Origin of the sequence: Pseudomonas sp. CP-1, from assembly GCF_021213715.1 — a bacterium.
Lineage (GTDB): Bacteria > Pseudomonadota > Gammaproteobacteria > Pseudomonadales > Pseudomonadaceae > Pseudomonas > Pseudomonas aeruginosa.
Genome location: NZ_JAJQKY010000025.1, coordinates 51,017 through 76,694, shown reverse-complemented (window position 1 = coordinate 76,694; position 25,678 = coordinate 51,017). Strand labels below are relative to the sequence as shown.

Genomic DNA, 25,678 nt, shown 5'->3' with positions numbered 1-25,678 from the left:
CTCGGGATCGGTCACAGCTTGCACGCTAATTCTCGCGGATGCCAGCCAGCCTGTTAGAATACGCCCCCGCTTCAACCCTCTCTTCCGGCCTGTTCCTATGTCCCGACTCAATCCCCGGCAGCAAGAAGCCGTGAACTACGTCGGCGGTCCCCTGCTGGTCCTGGCTGGCGCCGGCTCCGGCAAGACCAGCGTGATCACCCGCAAGATCGCCTATCTTGTCCAGCAGTGCGGTATCCGCGCCCAGTACATCGTCGCCGTGACCTTCACCAACAAGGCCGCGCGGGAGATGAAGGAGCGCGTCGGCACCCTGCTGCGCGGCGGCGAGGGCAAGGGCCTGACCGTCTCGACCTTCCACAACCTCGGCCTGAACATCATCCGCAAGGAACACGAGCGGCTCGGCTACAAGCCCGGTTTCTCGATCTTCGACGAGTCGGACATCAAGGCGCTGCTGACCGACATCATGCAGAAGGAGTATTCCGGGGACGACGGCGTCGACGAGATCAAGAACTACATCGGCGCCTGGAAGAACGACCTGATCCTTCCGGAGGAGGCGCTGGAAAAGGCCCGCAACCCCAAGGAGCAGACCGCCGCGATCGTCTACCTGCATTACCAGCGCACCCTGCGTGCCTACAACGCGGTGGACTTCGACGACCTGATCCTGCAACCGGTGAAGCTGTTCCAGGAACATCCGGACGTCCTCCAGAAGTGGCAGAACAAGGTGCGCTACATGCTGGTGGACGAGTACCAGGACACCAACGCCAGCCAGTACCTGCTGGTCAAGCTGCTGGTGAAGGACCGCGCCCAGTTCACCGTGGTCGGCGACGACGACCAGTCGATCTACGCCTGGCGCGGCGCGCGCCCGGAAAACCTGATGCAGCTGAAGGAAGACTTCCCTTCGCTGAAGGTGGTGATGCTGGAGCAGAACTACCGCTCCACCAGCCGCATCCTCAAGTGCGCGAACGTCCTCATCGCCAACAACCCGCACGTATTCGAGAAGCAGTTGTGGAGCGAGATGGGCCACGGCGATCCGATCCGGGTGATCCGCTGCCGCAACGAGGACGCCGAAGCCGAGCGCATCGCCATGGAGATCCTCACCCTGCACCTGCGCACCGAGCGGCCGTACAGCGAGTTCGCCATCCTCTACCGTGGCAACCACCAGGCCAAGCTGATGGAGCTGAAGCTCCAGCACCACCAGATTCCCTATCGGCTCTCTGGCGGCACCAGCTTCTTCGGGCGCCAGGAAGTGAAGGACCTGATGTCCTACTTCCGCCTGCTGGTGAACCCCGACGACGACAACGCCTTCCTCAGGGTGATCAACGTGCCGCGCCGGGAAATCGGTTCGGCGACCCTGGAGAAGCTCGGCAACTACGCCACCCAGCGCAAGATCTCGATGTACGCCGCCTGCGACGAGATGGGCCTGGCCGAGCACCTCGACAGCCGTTTCCACGAACGCCTGCAACGCTTCAAGCGCTGGATGGACGGTATCCGCCGACAGTGCGCGGAGAACGAGCCGATCGCCGTGCTGCGCAGCATGGTAATGGACATCGACTACGAGAACTGGCTGCGGCAGAACGCCTCCAGCGACAAGGTCGCCGAATTCCGCATGAGCAACGTCTGGTTCCTCATCGAGGCACTGAAGAACACCCTCGAGCGCGACGAGGAAGGCGACATGACCATCGAGCAGGCCATCGCCAAGCTGGTCCTGCGCGACATGCTGGAGCGCCAGCAGGAAGAAGAGGAAGGCGCCGAAGGCGTGCAGATGATGACCCTGCACGCGTCGAAGGGGCTGGAGTTCCCCTACGTGTTCATCATGGGCATGGAGGAAGAGATCCTGCCCCACCGTTCCAGCATCGAGGCCGACACGGTGGAAGAGGAGCGCCGCCTGGCCTACGTCGGCATCACCCGCGCGCGGCAGAACCTGGCGATGACCTTCGCCGCCAAGCGCAAGCAATACGGCGAGATCATCGACTGCTCGCCGAGCCGCTTCCTCGACGAACTGCCCCCCGAAGACCTCGAATGGGAAGGCATGGAAGACGCCCCGCAAGAGGTCAAGGCGGCCAAGGGCAACGCCGCCCTCGCCGACATCCGCGCCATGCTCAAGCGCTGAGCCCGCCGCGCCCCGACTGTCTCGATTTTCACAAAAGTGTCTTGCCCGATGCCTAGCCTCGGGCGAGGAACTTTTGCCGCTCCACGCGCGACCAAAATTAGCTAGCTAACGAATTCCATTCGAGGACAGCTTCATGTCGAGCAAGAAAGTCGCCGAGATCGTCGTGGAAACCCTGGAGGCCGCCGGCGTCCGCCATTGCTATGGCATCGTCGGCGACACCCTCAACCATGTCACCGACGCCATCCATCGCAGCCAGATCCAGTGGGTCCACGTGCGCCACGAAGAGGCGGCGGCCTTCGCCGCGGGCGCCGAGTCCTACATCAGCGGACGCCTGACCGCCTGCGCCGGCTCCTGCGGACCGGGCAGCCTGCACTTCATCAACGGCGTCTACGAGGCCCAGCGCAACCGCGCGCCGATGGTGCTGATCGCCAGCCAGATCGTCACCCCGCAACTGGGCATGGAGTTTCCCCAGGAGGTCGACTTCAAGGCGGTCTACGCCAGTTGCTCGGTGTTCTGCGAGCAGGTGCACAGCCCGGAACAGGCGCGCCGGGTGGTGGCCCTGGCCTGCCAGGCGGCGCTCAACCGGCGCGGCGTGGCGGTGGTGATCCTGCCGGCCGACATCAGCCAGGCCACGGTGAAGGACGACCTGCCGTTCTCGGTGCATTTCCCGCAACCGGTGCTGCGCCCCAGCGACGCCGAACTGCAGGATATCGCCCGCCTGCTGGCCCACGGCAAGAAGATCGGCATCTACGCCGGCTCCGGCTGCCAGGGCGCCCACGACCTGCTGGTGGCCCTCGCCGACCGCCTCAAGGCGCCCATCGCGCACACGTCGCGGGCCAAGGACTTCGTCGAGTACGACAACCCCTTCAACATGGGCATGACCGGTATGCTCGGGATCGAGTCCGGCTTCCACATGATGACCGAGTGCGACACACTCCTGCTGCTCGGCGCCGACTTCGCCTGGGCGCAGTTCTATCCGCAGAAGGCCACCCTGATCCAGGTCGACCGCGACGGCAGCCACCTGGGTCGCCGCCACCCCGTCGATCTCGGCGTGGTCGGCGACGTGATCCCCACCCTCGAGGCGCTCCTGCCGCTGCTCGAAGCCCGCGAGGAGCGCAGCTTCCTCGACGAATGCCTGGAGCACCGCGAGCGCTCGCTGCGGACGCTGGAAAAAGAGGAGCAAGCCGGCAAGGGCGAGCTGATCCACCCCCAGCACCTGGTCAGCCTGCTCGACCAGCACGCCAGCGAGGACGCCCTGTTCACCGCCGACGGCGGCTCGGCGATGGTCTGGCTGTTGCGTCACATCCACAGCAACGGCAAGCGCCGCACCCTCACCAGCCTGGTCCACGGCACCATGGCCAACGCCATGCCCCAGGCGCTGGGACTGAAGAAGGCCTACCCCGAGCGCCAGGTGATCTCGATCTCCGGCGACGGCGGCCTGGCCATGCTGCTCGGCGACCTGCTGACGGCCATCCAGGAAAAACTGCCGATCAAGGTAGTGGTGCTGAACAATGCCTCGCTGAACTTCGTCGAGCTGGAACAGAAGGTCGAGGGCCTGCTGGACAACTACACCGACCTGCTCAACCCGGACTTCGCCCGGCTCGCCGAGGTGATCGGCTTCCACGGACGCAAGGTGACGCGCTCCGAGGATCTCGAGGCGGCGGTGCAGGAGTTCCTCGCCCAGCCCGGTCCGGCGCTGCTGGACGTGCATACCAACCCTGCGGAGCTGGTGATGCCGCCGAAGATCGAGTTCGGCCAGGTCGCCGACACCGCGCTCTACGCCGCCAAGGCCGTGCTCAGCGGGCGCTTCAAGGACGTCGAGACGCTACTGGTGAACAACCTGCTGAAATGAGCCGGCAGCGGCGCGGCCCGCCTGCCACGGGGCCGCGCCGGGCAGGCGCGGATTCCTGACCGCTCGATCATGTTCGCTCGTCCGAGAGAACGTCGCGCGCGGCGCCGGCTGGCGGTACAATGCCGCGCTTCATCAGCGACAGCCGCTTCGCAGGAAGCCACCCGTGGACATTCTCAAAGACAAAATCCGCTCGGAAGGCATCGTCCTTTCCGAGCACGTACTCAAGGTCGACGCCTTTCTCAACCACCAGATCGACCCGCAGCTGATGCAGCAGGTCGGTCACGCGTTCGCCATGCGCTTCCGCGACCAGGGCATCACCAAGATCGTCACCATCGAGGCTTCCGGCATCGCCCCGGCGGTCATGGCCGGCCTGGAGCTGGGCGTCCCGGTGATCTTCGCCCGCAAGTACCAGTCGCTGACCCTGAAGGACAACCTGTACATCTCCAAGGTGTTCTCCTTCACCAAGCAGACCGAGAGCACCATCGCCATCTCGGCCAAGCACCTGAACGCCCACGACCACGTGCTGGTGATCGACGACTTCCTCGCCAACGGCCATGCCGCCAAGGCGCTGATCGACCTGATCGGCCAGGCCGGCGCGAGCATCGCCGGGCTCGGCATCGTCATCGAGAAATCCTTCCAGGATGGCCGCGCCCTGCTGGAAAGCGAAGGCTACCGGGTCGAGTCCCTGGCCCGGGTGAAATCGCTGGCCGGCGGCCAGGTCGAGTTCCTCGACTGAGCGCCACTCAGCCCCGCTCTTCCTGGCTGGCCCGCAGGCCGGCCAGCAACAAGCGCTGGTAGAGTTCCTCGCGAAGCCCCTGCGGATCGTCCAGGTCCATGCGCCGCAGATGCGCCGGGTAGGCTTCTGGCTCCGGCGCGTCCAGGGTCGCCTTGCCCAGTTCGAGGATCTCGCTCAGCTTCAGCTTGCGCTTGAGCCAACCCAACGCCCGCAGCAGGTCCTGCTCGACCTCGTCGAAATCGCTGCCCAGGGGAAACTCCGGCAGCGCCGCTGCGTGGGCCTGGTGCAAGGCCTGCAGGCGCTCCGGGGTATTGTTGCGATAGCGTTCGGGCAGGACGAAATCCTTCGGCAGCTTGCCGGCCGCCCGGGCCTGCTCGGCCAGCGCCTGCTGGAAACGCGAGTCGGCGATGGCCAGCAGCGCGGCGATCACTTCCGCGTCGTTCTTGCCGCGCAGGTCGGCGATCCCATACTCGGTCACCACCATGTCACGCAAGTGCCGGGGAATGGTGGTGTGGGCGTACTGCCAGACGATGTTCGAACTGACTTCCCCGCCGGATTCGCGCCAGCTACGCAGCATCAGGATCGAACGTGCGCCCTCCAGCTCGTGGGCCTGGGCGACGAAGTTGTACTGCCCGCCGACGCCACTGAGCACCCGGCCGTCCTCCAGCTGGTCGGCGACCCCGGCGCCGAGCAAGGTCACGGTGAAGGCGCTGTTGATGAAGCGCGCGTCGCGCCGCTGCAGGCGCTTCAGCTCTTCCTGGCGGTACAGGTTGTTGACGAAGCCGATGCCGGTCATGCCGATCCCGGCGCGCTCTTCCAGCGACATCTCGCGCAGGCGCCGGTAGAACGCCAACGGACCGAGGAAGAAGCCGCCGTGCAACCACACCCCGCCCTCCACCGGCGCCTCACCGCGCTCGGCGGCACGCTGTCGCGCTTCGTCGGGGTAGACCCGGCGGCTCAGCACGCCGGCCTCGGCCAGCGCCAGCAGACCCGGCACGAACATCTCGCTGCAACCGTAGAGCCCCCGGCGGAACGGCTCCAGGCCGCCGTCGCGCTCGACCGTCTCGGCCCAGCGCGCACGCACCCCCAGCTCGTCGATCAACGCCCGGTAGGTGGCGTTGTCGCGCTGGCGCAGCAGCAGGGCGGCGGTCAGCGCGTCACCCATCGAGCCGATGCCGATCTGCAGGGTGCCGCCGTCGCGCACCAGCGCGCTGGCGTGGAGACCGATGCAGTGATCCTGCAGGTTGACCGGCATGTTCGGCGTGGAGAACAGCCGGCTGCTTTCCGCCGGCGCGTCGATCAGCAGGTCAAATACCGACTCCTCGACCTCGGCGTCACCCGGCAGGTAGGGCAGGTCATCGTGGACCACGCCGATGGCGACGATGGTCTCGCCAGCGGCGCGACGCTTCTCCAGCATCGGCAGGAGGTCCAGGGTGATATCCGGGTTGCAGGCCAGGCTCAGCTTGCCCGGCCGCTCGGGATGCCGCGCCACCAGTTGGGCCACCGCGTTGACGCCCTTGGCGTTGATGTCGCGGGCGACGTGGCTGTAGTTGCAACTGATGTAGTGCTGCTGCGCCGGCGCACTGTCCAGCAGGCTGCCGGGCTGCAGGTAGAACTCCTCGACGCGGATGTTCGCCGGCAGTTCGTCGCGGCGCAGGGCGTGCAGGTAATCCAGCTCCGGGTAGTCGGCGAAGACCCGTTCGGCGAAAGGCTCGAGGAAACGCCGTTGCAGGTCGCCGCCAGCGGCGGGACGCCCCAGGGAAAGCGCGGTATACAGCGTCAGTTGGCGCTCCGGCAGGGTCCGCAGGCGCTGGTACAACGCATTGACCAGTCGGTTGGGCTTGCCCAGCCCGAGGGGCAGGCCCATGCGGATCGGGCCCTCGATGGTCTGCAGCAAGTGATCGACTGCGGCGTCGATGGAACAGGTTCGGCTCAAGACGATGCCCTCCGGCGAATGGGTAGCCGGAAGTTTGGACCCTGTTTGCCGGCGGGACGATCCGCCAGCGGAAAAAACCCGCACCGCGGATACGAAAAAGCCGCCAGGAGGCGGCTTTTCGCGACACGGTTCCGGCGTTGTTACAGGCCGGACATATGCTTGATCGCGGCTTTCAGCTCGTCGTCCGAGCAATCGGCGCAGGTGCCTTTCGGCGGCATGGCGTTGATACCGGAAATCGCCTTGGCCAGCAGGCCATCGAGGCCGCCCTGCTCCTTGGCGCGCTTGCCCCACTCGGCCTTGTCGCCAACCTTCGGCGCGCCCAGCAGGCCAGTGCCGTGGCAGGTGTTGCAGGTCTTGCCGACGATGTCTTCGCCGGAACGCGCACCGCCGCCACCGGCGGCTGCCGCGACGGCGCCGACGCCTTCGCATTCCTTGCCTTGTACGCAGACCTTGCCTACCGGCTCGAGGCGCTTGGCGATCGCATCGTCAGTGGTCGTAGCCTGAGCGCTTACAGCCCACAGGGCCAACACGGCAGCTTGGGCCGCCAGCATTTTTTTAATCAGGTTCACCCTTACACCCTCATCGTGGCTTATCACACCCGGGCACGATACCGATCACTGCGGGCCGCGCGGGCGGGCGCAAGTATAACGGCAAAGAAAGCCCGGCAGAAACAATTGCACACCCTCGCAAAGCCTTGCGGCATTAGGTCGCAGCCCCGCATGCCCCTTGTCGGCCGGCGCCCTTCGGGCCCGGCGGGGTCTTGTGCTTCAGGTCAGAAATTTGCGGGCGTGGTGGCGCTGATCAAGCGTGCCGGCACATCGTAGGGATTGCGAAAACGGTGCGGCTTGTTGCTCTCGAAATAGTAGCTGTCGCCGCGCTCGAGCACATAGGTCTCGCTGCCGACGGTCAGTTCCAGGCGCCCGTCGACCAGCACGCCGGCCTCCTCGCCTTCGTGGTTGAGCATTTCCTCGCCGGTGTCGGAGCCCGGCGGGTAGGTTTCGTCGAGGAAGGCGATCGCCCGGCTCGGGTGCGCCTTGCCCACCAGGCGCATGGACACCGCGCCGCTGGAAATGTCGATCAGTTCGTCTGCCTTGTAGACAACCTGGGTATGGCTGTCCTGCTCCAGGTCCAGGGAGAAGAACTCCACCAGGGACATGGGGATACCGCCCAGCACCTTCTTCAGCGAACTGATGGAAGGGCTCACGCTGTTTTTCTCGATCATCGAGATAGTGCTGTTGGTGACACCCGCCCGTTTGGCGAGTTCGCGCTGGGAAAGACCTTTGAGCTTTCGGATGGTTTGCAGACGAGCACCGACGTCCAAGGGTGGAGTCCTCCTTATTCTTCTGGCAGGCAAGGCAAAACGAGGCCGCACACGGCTGGCGACCCCAAGTCGGCCGTATCATGGCAACACTGTTCAGTATTTACAACAGATCGGTCGACATGCCTGCGCAAAGAATTCGGAAAGTTTTTCTCAAGCCCCGGAATAGACGCGCGGCACCCTTTTCAGGTTGCACAGCAGCTGGTAGGGAATGCTGCCAAACTGCACCGCCAGGGCGCCGACCGGCACGTTCGGGCCCCATAGTTCGACCCGGCTGCCCAGCCCGGCCTGGGGATGGTCGGTAAGGTCGACGGTGAGCATGTCCATCGATACCCGGCCAACCAGGCGCCCCGGCTTGCCGTCGATGAACACCAGGGTGCCGTCGGCGGCGTGCCGCGGATAGCCATCGGCGTAGCCCATGGCGACCACGCCGATGCGCTGGCTACGCTCGGTGCTGTAGCGCGCGCCGTAGCCGACCGGTTCGCCGGCCGGCAGGTCGCGGACGCTGATCACCTTCGATTCCAGGGTCATCACCGGGCGCAAGCGGTCGGCCAGCGGATGTGCGCGCTCGAACGGCGTGGCTCCGTAGAGCAGGATGCCCGGACGTACCCAATCGCTGGGCACCTTCGGCCAGCCGAGCACGGCTGGCGAATTGCGCAGGCTGATCTCGCCTTCCAGGCCCTGGCTCGCGGCCGCGAAGGCGGCGAGCTGTTCCTCGGTGCGCGGGCAATCCAGTTCGTCGGCGCGGGAGAAGTGACTCATCATCACGATCTTCGCCACCTTGCCGCTGGCCCGCAGGCGCTCGTGGGCGGCGCGGAAGTCCTCGGGGAAGAAGCCGACGCGGTGCATGCCCGAATCCATCTTCAGCCAGACGTTCAGCGGGCGGGCCAGGCTGGCGCGTTCGATCGCCTCCAATTGCCAGGCGCAATGCACCACGCACCAGAAGTCGTGGGCGACGATCAGCTCCAGCTCGGACGCCTCGAAGAAGCCCTCCAGCAGCAGGATCGGCTGGCGGATACCGGCCTCGCGCAGCTCCAGGCCCTCCTCGATGCAGGCCACGGCGAAGCCATCGGCCTCGGCCGCCAGCGCTTCGGCACAGCGCACCGCGCCGTGGCCGTATGCGTCCGCCTTGATCACCGCGAGCGCACGGGCGCCGGTGGCCTCGCGGGCCAGCCGATAGTTGTGACGAAGGGCTTGCAGGTCGATCAGGGCACGGGCGGGGCGCATGGCGACGGGTCTCTCTTCAGCGAGGTGCGGCATCGCGCACCTTTCATCAGGCGAAAAAAAGCCCGGCTCTCCGGCCGGGCCAGACAAAACTCAGGGCAGCGCAGCGACCACCGACATCTCTACCAGGATCTCCGGCTCGCAGAGCTTGGCTTCGACGGTGGCGCGCGCCGGCGCGACGCCGCGCGGCAGCCACTGGTCCCAGACGCGGTTCATGCCTTCGAAGTCGGCGTCGATGTCCTTCAGGTAGATGGTCACCGAGAGGATCCGGGTCTTGTCGGTGCCGGCCTCTTCCAGCAGACGCTCGATGGCCGCCAGGGTCTCGCGGGTCTGCTGCTCGACGCCCGCGGACATGTCCTCGCCCACCTGGCCCGCCAGGTAGACGGTGCCGTTGTGGACGACGATCTGGCTCATACGCTCGTTAGTGTGCTGGCGCTGGATGGGCATTCTTGGCGTTCTCCGGGGAATTGCTGTAGCGGGAAATATCCAGGCCTTCGGTGCTGATCTGCGGGCGCTTCTTCGCCATCAGGTCGGCCAGGTAGCGACCCGACCCGCAGGCCATGGTCCAACCCAGGGTGCCGTGGCCGGTATTGAGGAACAGGTTGCGGTAGCGGGTGGCGCCGACGATCGGGGTGCCATCCGGGGTCGCCGGGCGCAGGCCGGTCCAGAAGGTCGCCTGGCTGATGTCGCCGCCCTCGGGATAGAGGTCGGTGGTGATCATTTCCAGGGTTTCGCGGCGACGCGGGTTCAGCGACAGGTCGAAGCCGGCGATTTCCGCCATGCCGCCTACGCGGATACGCTGGTCGAAGCGGGTGATCGCCACCTTGTAGGTCTCGTCGAGGATGGTCGAGGTCGGCGCCATCTCCGGGTTGGTGATCGGCACGGTCAGCGAGTAGCCCTTCAGCGGATAGACCGGAGCCTTGATACCCAGCGGCTTGAGCAGTTGCGGCGAGTAGCTGCCCAGGGCCAGCACGTAGTGGTCGGCGGTGAGCAATTCGCCGTTGACCAGCACACCGTTGATGCGGTCGCCGGCGAAGTCCAGGCGTTCGATGTTCTGGCCGAAGCGGAACTCCACGCCCAGGCCCTTGGCCATTTCCGCCAGGCGGGTGGTGAACAGCTGGCAGTCGCCGGTCTGGTCGTTGGGCAGGCGCAGGGCACCGACCAGCTTGTCGGCGACCTTGGCCAGGGCCGGCTCGACGCGGGCGATGCCGTCGCGGTCGAGAACCTCGTAGGGCACGCCGGAGCGCTCGAGCACGGCGATGTCCTTGCCGGCGGCGTCCAGCTGCGCCTGGGTGCGGAACAGTTGGGTGGTGCCGAGGGTGCGGCCCTCGTAGGCGATGCCGGTCTCGGCGCGCAGTTCGTCGAGGCAATCGCGGCTGTACTCGGACAGGCGGACCATGCGCTCCTTGTTCACCGCGTAGCGCTCGGCGGTGCAGTTGCGCAGCATCTGCAGCATCCAGGCGTACTGGCTGGGATCGGAGGTGAGCTTGATGGCCAGCGGCGCGTGCTTTTCCAGCAGCCACTTCATGGCCTTCAGAGGAATGCCCGGGGCTGCCCAGGGCGAAGCGTAGCCGGGAGACACCTGGCCGGCGTTGGCGAAGCTGGTTTCCAGCGCGGGACCGTCCTGACGGTCGACCACCACCACCTCGAACCCGGCTCGGGCCAGGTAATACGCACTGGCGGTACCGATGACACCGCTGCCAAGGACCAGAACTCGCATTGTCGCCTCCCACGTCGCGGAGGAACCGCGGACGTTTGTTATTTTGAGCGTGTAGATGCGCGCAGTATAGGAAGAGGCAGGCAGAAATAATCACCAATTTTAGGCGACTACTCAGGTAAAAAACCGGACAAAGAGGGGTTTTACCGAGGCGCATCCACCATAAAACTGGAAAAATACCGCATATTTAAATGATCGAACTCAGGCCGGGAGCCGCTTTTTCGGGAAAGCCTGTCGCAGAATCCATGGAAAACGACAGGAGTCCCTGGGGGAAGCACTCGCGACAGGAAAAATCCCGCGGACGCTGCCCGGCCCTTGCGATCGGAGCAGCGTCCCAGAGCGCTCGCAGAGCCTTCGCGCTATTTCTTCACCCACTTGCCGCCAACCTGGACGTACTGCCCGGCAGGGGTTTTCTCCATCGCCTTCTTGCCGGCCATGGCCTCCACGTCGGCCAGCGAAGCGCCGCTGCTGTTGGCCACCTTCTGGTATTCGGCGCGCCGCGCGGCATTGATCTGCGCGGCGATGTCCGCCGCCTGGCCGCTGTTGCTGACCACGCCAAGGTAACCGTCCGCCTGCTCGCCGACCAGGCCCTGGGCCTTGGCGCCGCCAAGGGCCGACATGGCCTGGCCGAGGTCCATCGCCATGGCGGAAAGGCTGATGCCGAGGGCCAGCAGGGCGATACCGAGTTTGCTACGGGTTGTCATGGATCCGCTCCTTTAGAACAGGCCGCTGTTCTCGTTGATGATGCCGTCCAGAGCCTTGTCGACCTTGATGTAGATCTCGTGCTCGATTTTCACGTTGAGATTGATGTTGATCGGCTCGCTGGGAGCCGCCAGCTGCACGGTGGGCGTGCAGGCCATCGTCAGGCTGCCCAGCAGCAGGACAGCGAATAGAGCGCAGAGGCGCATCGGGGGTTCTCCTGTATGGCTCATGGCGCCGAAGCCTTGCGTTTCTGCATGCGCTCCTGCACACGTTGGCGAATGGTTTCGCTGACCCGGTCGCTCAGTTGCAGGCTGGTCAGCAGTGCCGGGATATCCTCCTCCAGGTTGACGTTGAGGTTGACCGGGCGCCCCTTCTCCAGGTCCGGGTTGCTGCCCTGCAAGCGCAGGCCGAGCAACAGCTTGCCGTTCTCATGATAATCGACGCTGCTTTGCAGGACGTCGTAGTGGAAATCGTCGAGGGCATCGGCGACCAGCTTCATCCCCGGGTTGCTGCGCCCCAGCGCCTCGATTTTCGCCGAGCGGAAGCGCAGGTAGCCGGGCTCGCGGGCCTTGACCTGGCCGCCGGAGACGCTGGGCTTCCAGCGGTTCAGCATCAGCGGCAGTTCGCCGTCCAGGGTGCCTTCGCCGGCCAGGCCCTCCGCCGGATAGACCCGGAAAATCTCGCCGAGTTGTATGCCCTGGATACGCAAGGCGAACTTCTGCTCGGCCTGACCCAGGCGGATGCTCCCCGCGGGGACCGAGGCCTGCCCGCCGAACAGGCCGCTCTGCAACGTCTGCCAGCTCAAACGGCCGCTGCCCGGCGCGGAAAGCGGGGCCTCGTAGCGCCCGCGGAAACTCACCGGCCCCAGCGGCAGGCCGGGATTGGCCTCGGCCAGGCTCAGGCCGGGGCTGTCCAGGCTCAACTGACCGCCGCGCAGGCGCAAGGCCAGGCTGCCGCCCAGCCCCTTCAGCTCGCTGCGGTCGTAGATACCGTCGAGGCCTTTCAGGGTCAGGTCCAGGTCGAGGGACGAGCCACCCGCCGCGTCGAGCTTCCAGCCGGCCGCGGCGGTCGCGCGCCCATTGCCCAGTTCGAGCAGCCCCGGCCAGTCGGCGAGGGTCGCGGCCAGCGGATTGCCGGTACGGAAGAACACCTCGGCCAGCTTGGCGGAGAGTGCCAGGGGCGTCTTCGCATCGCGCTGCAGCTGGAAGTCCGCCGCCAGCCCCGCACCGTTGCTCAGCCGTCCCTTCAGGCTGGTGCGCTCGAGGGTGGTGTCGAGCGGCCCCTCGAAGGTCCAGGCCAACGGCTTGAGGTTGGCCTGGCGGAGTTGTCCGACCTGCGCCTGCAGCGGCCCGGCGAAATGTAGCGCCAGTGGCTGGTAGGCCAGTTCGAGAGCGGTCCCGGCGAGATTGAGGCGGGGCTGGCCAAGGTGCAGCGTCGACGGCTCGGCCAGGGACGCCGCCTGCAACCGCGCGCCCCTGCCGAAGGAGAGGTTGGCGCGCTGCCCGTCCAGCCGGCCCTCCAGGGGAATCTCCGCGACCAGTCGCTCGGCTTTCCAGCCCAGGTATTGCAGGCGAGGCGCGTCCACCTGCAAGCGACCCTCCACCAGCCTGGCGGCCCACGGCGAGATGCCCAGCAGGTCGAGCCGCGTCTCCAGCTTCAGCGTACTCGCGCCCTCACTGGTGAACGCCAGGCGCAACGCGGTGACGCTATCGGCATCGCGCTCCAGCGGCTCGCTGCGCAAGCCCAGCGCGCTCGGCCGCAACTCGGCCGGCAGCGCCTGCAACCACTCGCCGTGCAACTGGCTCAGGCGCAAGTCGCTGCGCAGCTGGCGTGGCAACCAGGCGCCCTCGTCTCCATCCAGTTGGACTTGCAGTTCGCCCTGTACATTACCCAGACCGGGCAGCGGCCAGGCTTGCGGAGCCTGCACCAGCAGCGCCGCCGAGCCACCGCCGTCGAGTACCCGGCGCGGCTCCAGCCAGTCGCTGCCAGGCGCCAGGCGGATCGTCCAGTCCGCTTGCAGACGCAGGGCTTGCGGTGCGTCGGGCAGGCGCTGGGCTTCCGGCAACCAGCGATTGAGCCAGACCACCAGGCCACGGGTGTCCGGCAGGCCGGGCGCCTCCAGGCGCCCCTGCCAGAGGCCGTCGCCATCGGACGGCGCGAGCTGGCTGTCCAGCGTCAGCAGCGCCTGCCGGTCGAGTTGCGCGCGCGCCCGCAGGCGCCAACCGGTAGGCTCCTCGAAGAGCTGGGCGTCGAGCTGGGCCTGCTGCGCCTCTTGTTGCAGGCGCAGTTGCGCAGCCAGCGGAAACAGCGCTCCCGACGGGCGGCCGATGTCCAGCCCGCCGTCCTGCTCGCAGCGGCCGGCGGGACAAGGCAGGTCGAGATGGAAGCGTTCGAGGTGGATCTGTTCCGGCAGCCAGGCGAGGGTCTCGCGCAGGGACGTCCAGTCCAGCGCAGCGGAGTCGTCGGAACTCGCGGCAGCCGGTTGCCAGGCGAGCGCCACTTGCTCCACGCGCAGGCCGGGTAGACGCGGACGCCAACCCGACAGCCCGGGCCAGCGCAGCAGCGCGTGTTCCACGTCCAGTCGCAGGCTGGCGCCATCCGCGCCGCGCCGCTCCAGCGCCAGCCGTCGCAGCCCGATGCCTTCGGCGGACAGGCCCAGGCCTTGCCACTCCAGGCGCTCGACACCCTGCTCGCGCAACAGGCTGCGCCAGGCATGCCAGCCGTAGCCGAACGCCAGCAGCAACAGCACTGCAAATACCAGCAGCAACGTTGTCCTTCTGCGCAAACGCATGTCCTACCTCTGTCCGTTGCCGACCCGGCCAAGGGTGGCGGGGCCCTCGTGCAAGATCAAGGCGTTTTCCCCGGCCAGTGTTTTTCCCTGCTTTCGACGTTATATTGGCGGAAAATTTCCGGATTTTCCGAGCCAGACGGGGAGCCTCCATCCATGCGTACCCAGCATCAGAGCAAGCGCGAGCTGGACAAGATCGACCGCAACATCCTCCGCATCCTGCAGGAGGAAGGTCGCATTTCCTTCACCGAGCTGGGCGAACGCGTCGGCCTCTCGACCACACCCTGCACCGAACGCGTGCGCCGCCTGGAGCGCGAAGGCCTGATCATGGGCTACCACGCCCGGCTCAATCCGCAGCATCTGAAGGCCAGCCTGCTGGTGTTCGTCGAGATCAGCCTGGACTACAAGTCCGGCGATACCTTCGAAGAGTTTCGCCGGGCGGTGCTCAAGCTGCCCCATGTGCTGGAATGCCACCTGGTGTCCGGCCACTTCGACTACCTGGTGAAGGCTCGCATCTCGGAAATGGCGTCCTACCGCAAGCTGCTCGGCGACATCCTGCTGAAACTGCCGCACGTTCGCGAGTCGAAGAGCTATATCGTCATGGAAGAGGTCAAGGAGTCGCTCGACCTACCGGTTCCGGATTGACATGACACGCTCCGGGAGTCCGCCAGGACTCCCGGCATAGACGGGAAACACCGTCGTTTCCGCACACGATCCCCGCAACACCTCGCAGTTTTTTTCCTTTTTCGCCCTTGGCGAGCGCCTCGACTGACGTTTATGCTCCGTCAAATTTTCCACACATAATAATCAGGATTTCACACATGAACGCCCGCGTTCACCAGCCGGTGCATACCGCCCAACACGCCCCCTCCTACTACGCCGCCACGCTCAACCGACGCATCGAGTGCCCACCCCTGGCCGGCGAAGAGCAGGCCGACGTGTGCGTCGTCGGCGGCGGTTTCTCGGGGGTGAACACGGCGTTGGAACTGGCCCAGCGCGGCTTCTCCGTGGTCCTGCTGGAAGCGCACCGGATCGGCTGGGGCGCCAGTGGGCGCAATGGCGGCCAGTTGATCCGCGGCGTCGGCCATGACGTCGAGCAGTTCCTCCCGGTGATCGGCGCCGACGGCGTGAAGGCACTCAAGCTGATGGGCCTGGAGGCGGTGGAGATCGTCCGTCGCCGGGTCGAGCAATACGCCATCGACTGCGACCTGCGCTGGGGCTACTGCGACCTGGCGAACAAGCCCGGCGACTACCAGGGCTTCCGCGAGGACATGGAGGAACTCCAGGCCCTCGGCTATCGCCACGAGATGCGCCTGGTGCCGGCCGCGGAGATGCGCAGCGTGGTCGGCTCCGATCGCTACGTCGGCGGCCTGGTGGACATGGGCTCCGGCCACCTGCACCCGCTCAACCTGGTCCTCGGCGAAGCCGCCGCTGCCCAGTCGCTGGGCGTCCGCCTGTTCGAGCGCTCGCCGGTGACGCGCATCGACTACGGCACGGAAGTCCAGGTGCATACCGCCGCCGGCAAGGTGCGGGCGAAGACCCTGGTGCTGGGCTGCAACGCCTACATGAACGACCTCAACCCGCTGCTCGGCGGCAAGGTACTGCCGGCCGGTAGCTACGTGATCGCCACCGAGCCGCTGGACGAGAAACTGGCCCGCCAACTGCTGCCGCAGAACATGGCAGTGTGCGACCAGCGCGTGGCCCTCGACTACTACCGGCTCTCCGCCGACAACCGCCTGCTGTTCGGTGGCGCCTGCCATTATTCCGGCCGCGACCCCAGCGACATCGCCGCCTACATGCGGCCGAAGATGCTGGAGGTATTCCCGCAACTGGCGAACGTCCGCATCGACTACCAATGGGGCGGCATGATCGGCATCGGTGCCAATCGCCTGCCACAGATCGGCCGCCTGCCGGGGCAGCCCAACGTGTACTTCGCCCAGGCCTATTCCGGACACGGGGTGAACGCCACGCACCTCGCCGGGCAGTTGCTCGCCGAAGCCATCGGCGGCCAGCAGAGCGACGGCTTCGACCTGTTCGCCAAGGTGCCGCACATCACCTTCCCCGGCGGCAAGCTGCTGCGCTCGCCACTGCTGGCGCTGGGCATGGCCTGGTACCGGCTGAAGGAAAAACTCGGTAGCTGAGCCCATCCGAGGCTCGGCGGATTCTGAAAAAATCAGGCGGGGCATCGCTCTTCCGAGGAAAACTCCTAGAATTCGCACGACCGGGATGAGCCGGTCGTTCGAGTTTCCACGGGAGATGTCCTTGCTTCGCCGATTCCTCCTGCTGGCCCTCCTGGCCCTCTCCGGCTGCGCCAGCACTCCTCCGCCGCAACCGTCGTCGGCACTGCCCGCCGAGGGTACCTGGCTGGCCAGGCAGGCAGAAATCCAGGGGCGCGACCACCCCGGCCAGTCCGGCTTCCACCTGCTGGGCGCCAGCGAGGATGCCTTCGTCGCCCGTGCGGCGCTGATTCGCGCAGCCCAGCGCAGTCTCGACATCCAGTACTACATCGTCCACGACGGACTGACCACGCGCGCCCTCGCCTACGAGTTGCTCAAGGCAGCCGACCGTGGCGTGCGGGTACGCATCCTCATCGACGACACCGCCAGCGATGGCTGGGACTACGAGATCGGTGTGCTCTCCGCCCATCCGAACATCCAGGTGCGCCTGTTCAACCCGTTGCACCTGGGCCGCGCCACCGGCATCACGCGAGGCGTCGGCCGCCTGTTCAACCTGTCCCAGCAGCACCGGCGCATGCACAACAAGCTGTGGCTGGCCGACGGCACGGCGGCCATCGTCGGCGGACGCAACCTCGGCGACGAGTATTTCAACGCCAAACCGGAGATGAACTTCACCGACCTCGACCTGCTCGGCGTCGGCCCCATCGCCAACCAGCTCTCGCACAGCTTCGACCAGTACTGGAACAGCGCCATCAGCCGGCCGATCGAGGATTTCCTCTGGCGCGCGCCCTATCCCGGCGAGCTGGAGTCGGCCCGACGCAAGTTGCAGCGCTACCTGCGCAAAGAGTCGGTGAAGGAGTCCGGCTACATCCGCCACCTGTTCGACCGCGGCGACCAGCCACGCCTGGGCAACTGGCTGGAGAATCTCACCTGGGCCCGCGCCGAGGCGATCTGGGATGCGCCGCTGAAGGTATTGAGCCGCGGCGAGCCCGACCCGCACCTATTGCTCAGTCCGCACCTGGCGGGCCTGTTCAAGGGCGTGCAGAAGGAACTGATCCTGGTCTCGGCGTATTTCGTTCCGGCCAAGGACGGTCTCAACTACCTCACCGGCAAGGCCGACAGCGGCGTCCGCGTGCGCCTGCTGACCAACTCCCTGGAAGCCACCGACGTGCCCGCCGTGCATGCCGGCTACGCACCCTATCGGATGGCGCTGCTGGAACATGGCGTGAAGCTCTACGAGCTGCGCGCCAATCCCGACCAGCCGCTGAGCGGCGCGCCCTGGCGCCTGCACGGATCGAGCAGCGCCAGCCTGCACAGCAAGGCGATGGTCTTCGACCGGCGCAAGGTATTCATCGGTTCGTTCAACTTCGATCCGCGCTCGATCCTGTGGAACACCGAAGTCGGGGTCATCGTCGACAGTCCGCTGCTGGCCGAGCAGGTCCGCCAACTGGCGCTGGAGGGCATGGCGCCGAGCGTCAGCTACCAGGTTCGCATCGACCGCAGCGGCAGCCGGCCGAAGCTGGTCTGGATCGACGAACGCGACGGCCGGGCCCAGGTCCTGCGCCACGAGCCGGGTAGCCTGTGGCGACGCCTGAACGCCTGGGTCGCGGGAATGATCGGACTGGAAAAGATGCTCTGAGGGTCACTCGGAGGCTTCCAGGCCGGTCGCCTCCTCGTCCGCCGGAATCGCCCCGCGCAGCCGCACCAGCACCACGAAGCCCGCCGCGCCGAGCGCCATCATCAACGGCAGGGCGTGACCGCTGATCCACTGGCTGGCGGCGCCGGTGGCCAGCGGGCCGAGCAGGCAGCCGATCCCCCATAGCTGCGCGACATGGGCATTGGCCCGGACCAGGGCATCGTCTCGGTAGCGCTCGCCGATCAGGATCAGCGCCAGGGTGAACAACCCGCCGGCGCTGGCCCCGAACAGCACCAGCAGCGGCCAGATCAACGGCGTCTGCAGCAGCAGGGGAATCGCCAGGCTGCTCAGCAGCAGCACCAGGCCGCAGCCGCCGAACAGGCCGCTGCGCGAGACCCGGTCGGCGAGCCAGCCGATCGGCAGCTGCAACAATGCATCGCCCACCACCACGGTACTGACCATGGCCAGCGCCACCGCTTGCGGAAAGCCCTGGCGCAACCCGTATACCGGCAGCAGGGTGAGGATCATCGCCTCGAAGGCAGCGAACAACACCACCGCCCAGGCGATCGCCGGCAGGCCCCGGCAGAAGGCCCACAAACCGCGCCCGGAGGCACTGTGCGGATCGACCCTGGGCGCACCGCCGCGGCCCAGCAGCAGCAACGAGCCAGCAATCAGCAGGCAGACGCCGAACCAGAAGCCACGGTCGTCGGCGGTACCGATGAAGGTCAGCAGTACCGGCCCGGACAGTTGGCTGAGGGCGTAGCCGGTGCCGTACAGCGCGACCAGCCGGCCACGCCACTTCTCCACCGCCAACTGGTTGATCCAGCTTTCCCCGAGGATGAACACCACGGTGAGCTGCACGCCGATCAGAAGGCGCAGCAACAGCCATACCGGGTAGCTCTGCAGCAGTGCCAGCAGGCCGATGGAGGCTGCCCCGGTGAGCAGGCACAACTGCATCAGCCGCGGCGTACCGACGCGCGCGGCGAGGCGCCCGGCGATCATCGCGCCGAGCAGCACGCCCACTGCCGGCGTGCTGGCCATCACGCCGATGGCGAAACTGCCGTAGCCCCAGCTCTCCAGGCGCAACGAGACCAGCGGCATGGTCAGGCCAAGGGCGAGGCCGATGCTGATGACTGCGGAACAGACGGCGAAATAGCTTCCCCAACGCATTGCGATTCTCCCGTTGGCACCCCGGAAGCCTTGCCGGGGCGAGCGGATATATCCGGCGCACGAAGCACAGCGGCCGGGCTTCCAGAAGGAAACCCGGCCGCGGGTGTGGCTCGAGAGAGCCGGCCCGGAAGGGCCGACCTAGGCGATCAGAGCTTGATCCAGGTCGCCTTCAGCTCGGTGTACTTGTCGAAGGCGTGCAGCGACTTGTCGCGACCGTTGCCCGACTGCTTGAAGCCGCCAAACGGAGCGGTCATGTCGCCGCCGTCGTACTGGTTGACCCAGACGCTGCCGGCGCGCAGGGCCTTGGCAGTCAGGTGCGCCTTGGACAGGTTGCTGGTCCAGACCGCCGCCGCCAGCCCATAGGGCGTGTCGTTGGCGATGCGCACGGCCTCCTCGGCATCCTCGAACTCGATCACCGAGAGCACCGGGCCGAAGATTTCCTCGCGGGCGATCTTCATCGCATTGGTCACGCCGTCGAAGATGGTCGGCTCGACGTAGGTGCCGCCGGTTTCTTCCAGGGTCCGCTTGCCGCCGGCAACCAGCTTGGCACCGTCGTTGTGACCGGCCTCGATGTAGGACAGCACGGTGTTCATCTGCTGGGTGTCCACCAGCGCGCCGACGTTGGTTTCCGGATCCAGCGGGTTGCCCGGCTTCCAGCCCTTGAGGGCCTCGATCACCAGGGGCAGGAACTTGTCCTTGATGGAGCGCTCCACCAGCAGGCGCGAACCGGCGGTGCAGACTTCGCCCTGGTTGAAGGCGATGGCGCCGGCAGCGGCTTCGGCGGCGGCCTTCAGGTCCGGGGCGTCGGCGAAGACGATGTTCGGGCTCTTGCCGCCGGCCTCCAGCCAGACGCGTTTCATGTTCGACTCGCCGGCATAGACCATCAGTTGCTTGGCGATCTTGGTCGAACCGGTGAACACCAGGGTGTCGACATCCATGTGCAGTGCCAGCGCCTTGCCTACCGTGTGGCCGTAGCCCGGCAGCACGTTGAACACGCCTTTCGGAATGCCGGCCTCGACGGCCAGCTGGGCGATGCGGATGGCGGTCAGCGGCGACTTCTCGGAGGGCTTGAGGATCACCGAGTTGCCGGTGGCCAGGGCCGGACCGAGTTTCCAGCAGGACATCAGCAGCGGGAAGTTCCACGGCACGATGGCGGCGACCACGCCGACCGGCTCGCGGGTCACCAGGCCCAGCTCGGCATGGGGAGTGGCGGCGACTTCGTCATAGATCTTGTCGATCGCCTCGGCGCTCCAGCGCAGGCTGTTGGCGGCGCTGGCGACATCGATGTGCAGCGAGTCGCTGATCGGCTTGCCCATGTCCAGGGTTTCCAGCAGGGCCAGCTCCTCGGCGTTCTCCAGCAGCAGATCGGCGAAGCGGATCATCGCCTGCTTGCGCTTGGCCGGCGCCAGGCGCGACCAGGCGCCGGAATCGAAGGCATTGCGAGCGACCTTGACCGCCTGCTCGGCATCGGCCAGGTCGCAACTGGCGACCTTGGCCAGGAAGCGGCCATCCACCGGGCTCAGGCAATCGAAGGTCTCGCCGGAGGCGGCGTTGCTGTATTCGCCGTTGACGAAGGCGCGGCCTTCGATCTTCAGGTCTTTGGCGCGGGCTTCCCAGTCGGCGCGGGTCAGGGTGGTCATGACAACGTGTCCTCTTATTGGTGTTCTGGGCGCCTGGGAGACAGGCGCGCTGTCAGATTCTGCAAGGCGGGCGCGCGGCCCGTGGTGTCCGCCACCCTAAACCAGAGCAGCGCCTGTTTTCAATATATTTGACAGGAACCCCTCTAACTCCCTTGTCACGTTCATTATTTTAAACATAGACTCGCCCGGACTAGCGTCTTCATCCCTCGCGTGCAACCTGGGTGGCCCTATGACAATGAATAACGAGCCGCAGTCGAGCAGCCTCGACAACTTCTGGATGCCCTTCACCGCCAACCGCCAGTTCAAGGCGCGGCCGCGCCTGCTGGAAAGCGCCGAAGGCATCCACTATATCGCCCAGGGCGGGCGCCGCATCCTCGACGGCACCGCCGGCCTCTGGTGCTGCAATGCCGGCCACGGCCGGCGCGAGATCAGCGAAGCGGTGGCCCGGCAGATCGCCACCCTCGACTACGCCCCGCCGTTCCAGATGGGTCACCCGCTGCCGTTCGAACTCGCCGCGCGGCTGGCGGAAATCGCCCCGCCGGGCCTGAACAAAGTGTTCTTCACCAACTCCGGCTCGGAATCGGCGGACACCGCGCTGAAGATCGCCCTTGCCTACCAGCGCGCCATCGGCCAGGGCACCCGCACCCGCCTGATCGGCCGCGAACTGGGCTACCACGGGGTCGGCTTCGGCGGCCTGTCGGTAGGCGGCATGGTCAACAACCGCAAGGCCTTCTCCGCCAACCTGCTGCCGGGGGTCGACCACCTGCCGCACACCCTGGACGTCGCCCGCAACGCCTTCACCGTCGGCCTGCCCGAGCATGGCGCGGAAAAGGCCGAGGAGCTGGAACGCCTGGTGACCCTGCACGGCGCCGAGAATATCGCCGCGGTGATCGTCGAGCCGATGTCCGGCTCGGCCGGCGTGGTGCTGCCGCCCAAGGGCTACCTTCAGCGGCTGCGCGAGATCACCCGCAAGCATGGCATCCTGCTGATCTTCGACGAAGTGATCACCGGTTTCGGCCGCGTCGGCGAAGCCTTCGCCGCGCAGCGTTGGGGCGTCGTCCCGGACCTGTTGACCTGCGCCAAGGGGCTGACCAACGGCAGCATCCCGATGGGCGCCGTATTCGTCGACGAGAAGATCCACGCCGCCTTCATGCAAGGCCCACAGGGCGCCATCGAGTTCTTCCACGGCTATACCTATTCCGGCCACCCGGTAGCCTGCGCCGCCGCCCTGGCGACCCTGGACATCTACCGTCGCGACGACCTGTTCCAGCGAGCCGTCGAACTGGAAGGCTACTGGCAGGACGCGCTGTTCAGCCTGCGCGACCTGCCCAACGTGGTCGACATCCGCGCCGTCGGCCTGGTCGGCGGCGTGCAACTGGCGCCGCACGCGGACGGCCCCGGCAAGCGCGGCTACGACGTCTTCGAGCGCTGCTTCTGGGAGCACGACCTGATGGTCCGGGTGACCGGCGACATCATCGCCATGTCGCCGCCGCTGATCATCGACAAGCCCCACATCGACCAGATCGTCGAGCGCCTGGCCCAGGCCATCCGCGCCAGCGTCTGATCCAGGCGGGCGGCTGGCGCCGCCCTGCCTCCAACTGGCCAGAACCACAAGAACCGAGAGTCAGCATGAACATCGAACAGATCGTCGACTTCGCCCAGGCCAACAGCGCTCCGGAGCACTACAGCCCGGCGCCGGAGAAAATCCTCAAGGGCGACCCGAAACAGAGCGTGCGCAACCACTACGGCAGCCCCTGCGGGCAGTTCAACGCCGGTATCTGGGAAGGCGCCGTGGGCCAGTGGACGGTGAACTACACCGAACACGAGTACTGCGAGATCATCCAGGGCGTCTCGGTGCTGCGCGACCGGCACGGCAACGCCAAGACCGTGCGCGCCGGCGACCGCTTCGTGATCCCCGCCGGCTTCCAGGGCACCTGGGAAGTGCTCGAAGCCTGTCGCAAGGTCTATGTGATCTTCGAAGCCAAGGCCTGAGCCCCGGCTTCATCCCGAATGCTTGTTACCCTTGCCCGCCACCTGGCGGGCTTTTTTGTGCGCCAGCCCGGGAGTTCGTACGCCGGAAATGAAAAAGCCCGCCGGATGGCGGGCTTTTCGCAAGGTGCCGGATCAATTACTTGATCTTGGCTTCCTTGTAGATCACGTGCTGACGAACGACCGGATCGTACTTCTTGATCTCGATCTTCTCAGGCTTGGTACGCTTGTTCTTGTCGGTGGTGTAGAAGTGGCCGGTACCGGCGCTGGACACCAGACGAATCAATTCACGCATGATTCAGCTCCTTAGAATTTTTCGCCGCGGGCACGCAGGTCAGCCAGGACGGCCTCGATGCCACGCTTGTCGATGATACGCATGCCCTTGGCGGAAACGCGCAGACGTACGAAGCGCTTCTCGGACTCGACCCAGAAACGGTGGTGCTGCAGGTTCGGCAGGAAACGGCGGCGGGTTTTGTTGTGTGCGTGGGAAATGTTATTCCCGGTAACCGGACCCTTACCGGTTACTTGACAGACTCTAGACATGCCTCAGCCCTCTATAACCTCATGCCCAACCCGGCATGGGTTGGCTGCTTTAACTCAAGTTCGATACTCAGTTTCACCGGGGTCTTACCCGCTGCATCCCGACGAAGGAGAGCGTGGCCCCAGAAAAGAGCGCAGCTTTATATCAGAAAGGCGCCCCGCGCCGCAAGGGCGAAGGCCCATGGCGCAGCCGCGGCCCGCCTCGCTGCGGGCTTCGCACCGTGGCCGTTCGTCGCCTTGCCTCGTTGTCGCTGCCCGCCGCATGGTCTAGGGTAGCGATTCAAGGTCGCCAACGGCCTTGCATGACTGCGCCCAACCGCTGCGGATGGGCATGTTAACCGTTCGAATGGAGCCCGTCATGCGCCTCGCCGCTTTCTCCCTGTTCCTCGCCCCTCTGCTGCTCGCCCAGCCCGCCGCCGCTGCCACCTTGAGTGTGTGTACCGAGGCCAGCCCCGAGGGCTTCGACGTGGTCCAGTACAACTCGCTGACCACCACCAACGCCTCGGCCGATGTGCTGATGAATCGCCTGGTCGAGTTCGACGCCGGCAAGGGGACGGTGGTGCCCTCGCTGGCCGAGCGCTGGTCGGTGTCCGACGACGGCCTGAGCTATCGCTTCGACCTGCGCCAGGGCGTGCACTTCCACAGCACCGCCTACTTCAAGCCGAGCCGTACGCTCGACGCCGACGACGTGGTGTTCAGCTTCCAGCGCATGCTCGATCCGGCCAATCCCTGGCACAAGGTGGCGCAGAACGGCTTCCCGCACGCCCAGTCGATGCAACTGCCGGAGCTGATCAAGCGGGTGGAGAAAAGCGGCGACCACCAGGTGCTGATCGTTCTCGACCACCCCGACGCGACCTTCCTGCCGATGCTGAGCATGGGCTTCGCCTCCATCTATTCGGCGGAGTACGCCGACCAGTTGATGAAGGCCGGAACCCCGGAAAAGCTCAACACCGCGCCGATCGGCAGCGGGCCGTTCGTGTTCAAGCGCTTCCAGAAGGACGCGGTGGTGCGCTACGCCGCCAACCCCGAGTACTTCGCCGGCAAGCCGGCGGTCGACGCGCTGATCTTCGCCATTACCCCGGACGCCAACGTGCGCCTGCAGAAGTTGCGCCGCGGCGAATGCCAGATCGCCCTGTCGCCGAAGCCGCTGGACGTGGAGAGCGCGCGCAAGGACGCCAGCCTGAAGGTCGAGCAGACGCCGGCCTTCATGACCGCCTTCGTCGCCCTCAATACCCAGCATCCGCCGCTGGACGATCCCAAGGTGCGCCAGGCGATCAACCTGGCCTTCGACCGCACCAGCTACCTGCAGGCGGTATTCGAAGGCAGCGCCAGTGCCGCCACCGGCATCTATCCGCCAAACACCTGGAGCTATGCCAGGGATATTCCCGCCTACCCGCACGACCCCGAACAGGCGCGCAAGCTGCTGGCTGGCAAGCAGCTTCCCGAGCTGAACATCTGGACCCGCCCGTCCGGCAGCCTGCTCAACCCCAACCCGAGCCTCGGCGCCCAACTGCTCCAGGCCGACCTGGCGGAGGCCGGGATCAAGGCCAACATCCGCGTCATCGAATGGGGCGAGTTGATCCGTCGCGCCAAGAACGGCGAACACGACCTGCTGTTCATGGGTTGGGCCGGCGACAACGGCGATCCGGACAACTTCCTCACTCCGCAATTCAGCTGCGCCAGCGTCAAGTCGGGGCTCAACTTCGCGCGCTATTGCGACCCCGGCCTGGACAAGCTGATTGCCGACGGCAAGGCCGCCAGCAGCCAGGAACAACGCACCGGCCTGTACCACCAGGCGCAGAAACTGATCCACGAACAGGCGCTCTGGCTGCCCCTGGCCCACCCGACCGCCTTCGCCCTGACCCGCCAGGAGGTGCAGGGCTACCAGGTCAATCCGTTCGGTCGCCAGGATTTCTCGCGGGTCGCCGTGAAACGCTGAAGGCCACGCCCGGGAGAACCCAGCGATGGATCTCGACCGTCTCTACCTGCCGCATTGGCAGTTCAGCGAGCGCCATCAGCGGCTGATCGACGCGCCGGCGCTACCCTGCTGCACACGGAAACCCGGGTGTTCTGCCCCGATCGCGCCAGCCGCCTGCGCTTCACCCCCTACTGGTTGGCGATCCGCCCGGTCAGCGGACTGATCCGC

General features: G+C 66.2%; 22 protein-coding genes. 9 read left to right on the top strand and 13 right to left on the bottom strand.

Translation table 11 applies throughout. From position 1 onward, the window contains the following. Positions 1-97: 97 nt before the first annotated feature. The 3 genes from rep (at position 98) to LT948_RS29855 (ending at position 4,695) form a co-directional block, all read left to right on the top strand. On the top strand, positions 98-2,107 hold the full coding sequence (gene rep / locus LT948_RS29865) for a DNA helicase Rep (protein ID WP_003110454.1): 2,010 nt from the start codon (positions 98-100) through the stop codon (positions 2,105-2,107). A gap of 133 nt (positions 2,108-2,240) precedes the next feature. Continuing rightward, complete coding sequence (locus LT948_RS29860) at positions 2,241-3,959, top strand: thiamine pyrophosphate-dependent enzyme (protein ID WP_021263170.1); 1,719 nt, start codon at positions 2,241-2,243, stop codon at positions 3,957-3,959. A 163-nt stretch (positions 3,960-4,122) separates the two neighbouring features. After that, entirely contained in the window at positions 4,123-4,695 is a 573-nt protein-coding gene (locus tag LT948_RS29855) for a xanthine phosphoribosyltransferase (RefSeq protein WP_003096508.1), read from the top strand. 7 nt (positions 4,696-4,702) lie between these two features. On the opposite strand, the gene LT948_RS29850 is transcribed toward LT948_RS29855, so the two are convergent. The 9 genes from LT948_RS29850 to LT948_RS29810 form a co-directional block, all read right to left on the bottom strand. Continuing rightward, complete coding sequence (locus tag LT948_RS29850) at positions 4,703-6,562, bottom strand: acetyl-CoA hydrolase/transferase C-terminal domain-containing protein (protein WP_073657193.1); 1,860 nt, start codon at positions 6,560-6,562, stop codon at positions 4,703-4,705. A gap of 209 nt (positions 6,563-6,771) precedes the next feature. Further along, positions 6,772-7,200: a c-type cytochrome gene (locus tag LT948_RS29845; protein ID WP_003096511.1), complete on the bottom strand. Its 429-nt coding sequence runs from the start codon at positions 7,198-7,200 to the stop codon at positions 6,772-6,774. 203 nt (positions 7,201-7,403) lie between these two features. Further along, on the bottom strand, positions 7,404-7,952 hold the full coding sequence (locus LT948_RS29840; protein WP_003096513.1) for a cupin domain-containing protein: 549 nt from the start codon (positions 7,950-7,952) through the stop codon (positions 7,404-7,406). 150 nt (positions 7,953-8,102) lie between these two features. Beyond that, positions 8,103-9,176 carry an alanine racemase gene (gene alr / locus LT948_RS29835; RefSeq protein ID WP_073657188.1) on the bottom strand — a complete coding sequence of 358 codons (1,074 nt, stop codon included), beginning with the start codon at positions 9,174-9,176 and terminating at the stop codon, positions 8,103-8,105. Between the two features lie 90 nt (positions 9,177-9,266). Then, on the bottom strand, positions 9,267-9,620 hold the full coding sequence (locus LT948_RS29830) for a RidA family protein (RefSeq protein WP_003098273.1): 354 nt from the start codon (positions 9,618-9,620) through the stop codon (positions 9,267-9,269). Further along, a complete protein-coding gene (gene dadA, locus LT948_RS29825) occupies positions 9,595-10,893 on the bottom strand; it encodes a D-amino acid dehydrogenase (protein WP_003098274.1) in 1,299 nt (432 codons plus the stop codon). The genes LT948_RS29830 and dadA overlap by 26 nt, the downstream gene beginning before the upstream one ends. A gap of 356 nt (positions 10,894-11,249) precedes the next feature. After that, positions 11,250-11,594 (bottom strand): YdbL family protein, encoded by a 345-nt coding sequence (locus LT948_RS29820; protein WP_003096521.1) that lies wholly within the window; start codon positions 11,592-11,594, stop codon positions 11,250-11,252. 12 nt (positions 11,595-11,606) lie between these two features. Next, positions 11,607-11,798 carry a YnbE family lipoprotein gene (locus LT948_RS29815; RefSeq protein WP_003096523.1) on the bottom strand — a complete coding sequence of 64 codons (192 nt, stop codon included), beginning with the start codon at positions 11,796-11,798 and terminating at the stop codon, positions 11,607-11,609. Positions 11,799-11,818: 20 nt separating this feature from the next. Then, a complete protein-coding gene (locus LT948_RS29810; protein ID WP_033996183.1) occupies positions 11,819-14,383 on the bottom strand; it encodes a YdbH domain-containing protein in 2,565 nt (854 codons plus the stop codon). A gap of 153 nt (positions 14,384-14,536) precedes the next feature. Here LT948_RS29810 and dadR point away from each other — a divergent pair, with 153 nt between their 5' ends. The 3 genes from dadR (at position 14,537) to LT948_RS29795 (ending at position 18,196) form a co-directional block, all read left to right on the top strand. Next, positions 14,537-15,025, top strand: coding sequence for a transcriptional regulator DadR (gene dadR, locus LT948_RS29805; protein ID WP_003096535.1), 489 nt, complete (start codon positions 14,537-14,539; stop codon positions 15,023-15,025). A gap of 176 nt (positions 15,026-15,201) precedes the next feature. Then, a complete protein-coding gene (locus LT948_RS29800) occupies positions 15,202-16,521 on the top strand; it encodes an NAD(P)/FAD-dependent oxidoreductase (RefSeq protein WP_004364667.1) in 1,320 nt (439 codons plus the stop codon). Between the two features lie 85 nt (positions 16,522-16,606). After that, a complete protein-coding gene (locus tag LT948_RS29795; RefSeq protein WP_019485946.1) occupies positions 16,607-18,196 on the top strand; it encodes a phospholipase D family protein in 1,590 nt (529 codons plus the stop codon). Positions 18,197-18,199: 3 nt separating this feature from the next. Here the strand turns inward: LT948_RS29795 and LT948_RS29790 are convergent, their stop codons facing one another. Together LT948_RS29790 and LT948_RS29785 are read right to left on the bottom strand one after the other, a co-directional pair. Then, a complete protein-coding gene (locus LT948_RS29790; RefSeq protein ID WP_003096541.1) occupies positions 18,200-19,363 on the bottom strand; it encodes an MFS transporter in 1,164 nt (387 codons plus the stop codon). A 146-nt stretch (positions 19,364-19,509) separates the two neighbouring features. Then, complete coding sequence (locus LT948_RS29785; protein ID WP_003136252.1) at positions 19,510-21,003, bottom strand: aldehyde dehydrogenase; 1,494 nt, start codon at positions 21,001-21,003, stop codon at positions 19,510-19,512. Between the two features lie 229 nt (positions 21,004-21,232). Here LT948_RS29785 and LT948_RS29780 point away from each other — a divergent pair, with 229 nt between their 5' ends. Both LT948_RS29780 and LT948_RS29775 read left to right on the top strand, forming a co-directional pair. After that, positions 21,233-22,567, top strand: a complete 1,335-nt coding sequence (locus LT948_RS29780) for an aspartate aminotransferase family protein (protein ID WP_003096546.1) — start codon at positions 21,233-21,235, stop codon at positions 22,565-22,567. 65 nt (positions 22,568-22,632) lie between these two features. Next, a complete protein-coding gene (locus LT948_RS29775; protein WP_003096551.1) occupies positions 22,633-22,995 on the top strand; it encodes a cupin domain-containing protein in 363 nt (120 codons plus the stop codon). 136 nt (positions 22,996-23,131) lie between these two features. Here the strand turns inward: LT948_RS29775 and rpmG are convergent, their stop codons facing one another. After that, on the bottom strand, positions 23,132-23,287 hold the full coding sequence (rpmG, locus tag LT948_RS29770) for a 50S ribosomal protein L33 (RefSeq protein ID WP_003096555.1): 156 nt from the start codon (positions 23,285-23,287) through the stop codon (positions 23,132-23,134). Between the two features lie 11 nt (positions 23,288-23,298). Then, positions 23,299-23,535 carry a 50S ribosomal protein L28 gene (rpmB, locus tag LT948_RS29765; RefSeq protein WP_003096556.1) on the bottom strand — a complete coding sequence of 79 codons (237 nt, stop codon included), beginning with the start codon at positions 23,533-23,535 and terminating at the stop codon, positions 23,299-23,301. Between the two features lie 355 nt (positions 23,536-23,890). Between rpmB and LT948_RS29760 the strand changes: the two genes are divergently transcribed. Next, positions 23,891-25,471, top strand: coding sequence for an ABC transporter substrate-binding protein (locus LT948_RS29760; RefSeq protein ID WP_003096557.1), 1,581 nt, complete (start codon positions 23,891-23,893; stop codon positions 25,469-25,471). Positions 25,472-25,678: the final 207 nt, after the last annotated feature.

Coding starts and splice junctions, on each gene's coding strand:
- rep (WP_003110454.1), top strand. CDS start 98: ATGTCCCGACTCAATCCCCGGCAGCAAGAAGCCGTGAACTACGTCGGC.
- LT948_RS29860 (WP_021263170.1), top strand. CDS start 2,241: ATGTCGAGCAAGAAAGTCGCCGAGATCGTCGTGGAAACCCTGGAGGCC.
- LT948_RS29850 (WP_073657193.1), bottom strand. CDS start 6,562: ATGGGCCTGCCCCTCGGGCTGGGCAAGCCCAACCGACTGGTCAATGCG.
- alr (WP_073657188.1), bottom strand. CDS start 9,176: ATGCGCCCCGCCCGTGCCCTGATCGACCTGCAAGCCCTTCGTCACAAC.
- LT948_RS29830 (WP_003098273.1), bottom strand. CDS start 9,620: ATGCCCATCCAGCGCCAGCACACTAACGAGCGTATGAGCCAGATCGTC.
- dadA (WP_003098274.1), bottom strand. CDS start 10,893: ATGCGAGTTCTGGTCCTTGGCAGCGGTGTCATCGGTACCGCCAGTGCG.
- LT948_RS29820 (WP_003096521.1), bottom strand. CDS start 11,594: ATGACAACCCGTAGCAAACTCGGTATCGCCCTGCTGGCCCTCGGCATC.
- LT948_RS29815 (WP_003096523.1), bottom strand. CDS start 11,798: ATGCGCCTCTGCGCTCTATTCGCTGTCCTGCTGCTGGGCAGCCTGACG.
- LT948_RS29810 (WP_033996183.1), bottom strand. CDS start 14,383: ATGCGTTTGCGCAGAAGGACAACGTTGCTGCTGGTATTTGCAGTGCTG.
- dadR (WP_003096535.1), top strand. CDS start 14,537: ATGCGTACCCAGCATCAGAGCAAGCGCGAGCTGGACAAGATCGACCGC.
- LT948_RS29800 (WP_004364667.1), top strand. CDS start 15,202: ATGAACGCCCGCGTTCACCAGCCGGTGCATACCGCCCAACACGCCCCC.
- LT948_RS29795 (WP_019485946.1), top strand. CDS start 16,607: ATGAGCCGGTCGTTCGAGTTTCCACGGGAGATGTCCTTGCTTCGCCGA.
- LT948_RS29790 (WP_003096541.1), bottom strand. CDS start 19,363: ATGCGTTGGGGAAGCTATTTCGCCGTCTGTTCCGCAGTCATCAGCATC.
- LT948_RS29785 (WP_003136252.1), bottom strand. CDS start 21,003: ATGACCACCCTGACCCGCGCCGACTGGGAAGCCCGCGCCAAAGACCTG.
- LT948_RS29780 (WP_003096546.1), top strand. CDS start 21,233: ATGACAATGAATAACGAGCCGCAGTCGAGCAGCCTCGACAACTTCTGG.
- LT948_RS29775 (WP_003096551.1), top strand. CDS start 22,633: ATGAACATCGAACAGATCGTCGACTTCGCCCAGGCCAACAGCGCTCCG.
- rpmG (WP_003096555.1), bottom strand. CDS start 23,287: ATGCGTGAATTGATTCGTCTGGTGTCCAGCGCCGGTACCGGCCACTTC.
- rpmB (WP_003096556.1), bottom strand. CDS start 23,535: ATGTCTAGAGTCTGTCAAGTAACCGGTAAGGGTCCGGTTACCGGGAAT.
- LT948_RS29760 (WP_003096557.1), top strand. CDS start 23,891: ATGCGCCTCGCCGCTTTCTCCCTGTTCCTCGCCCCTCTGCTGCTCGCC.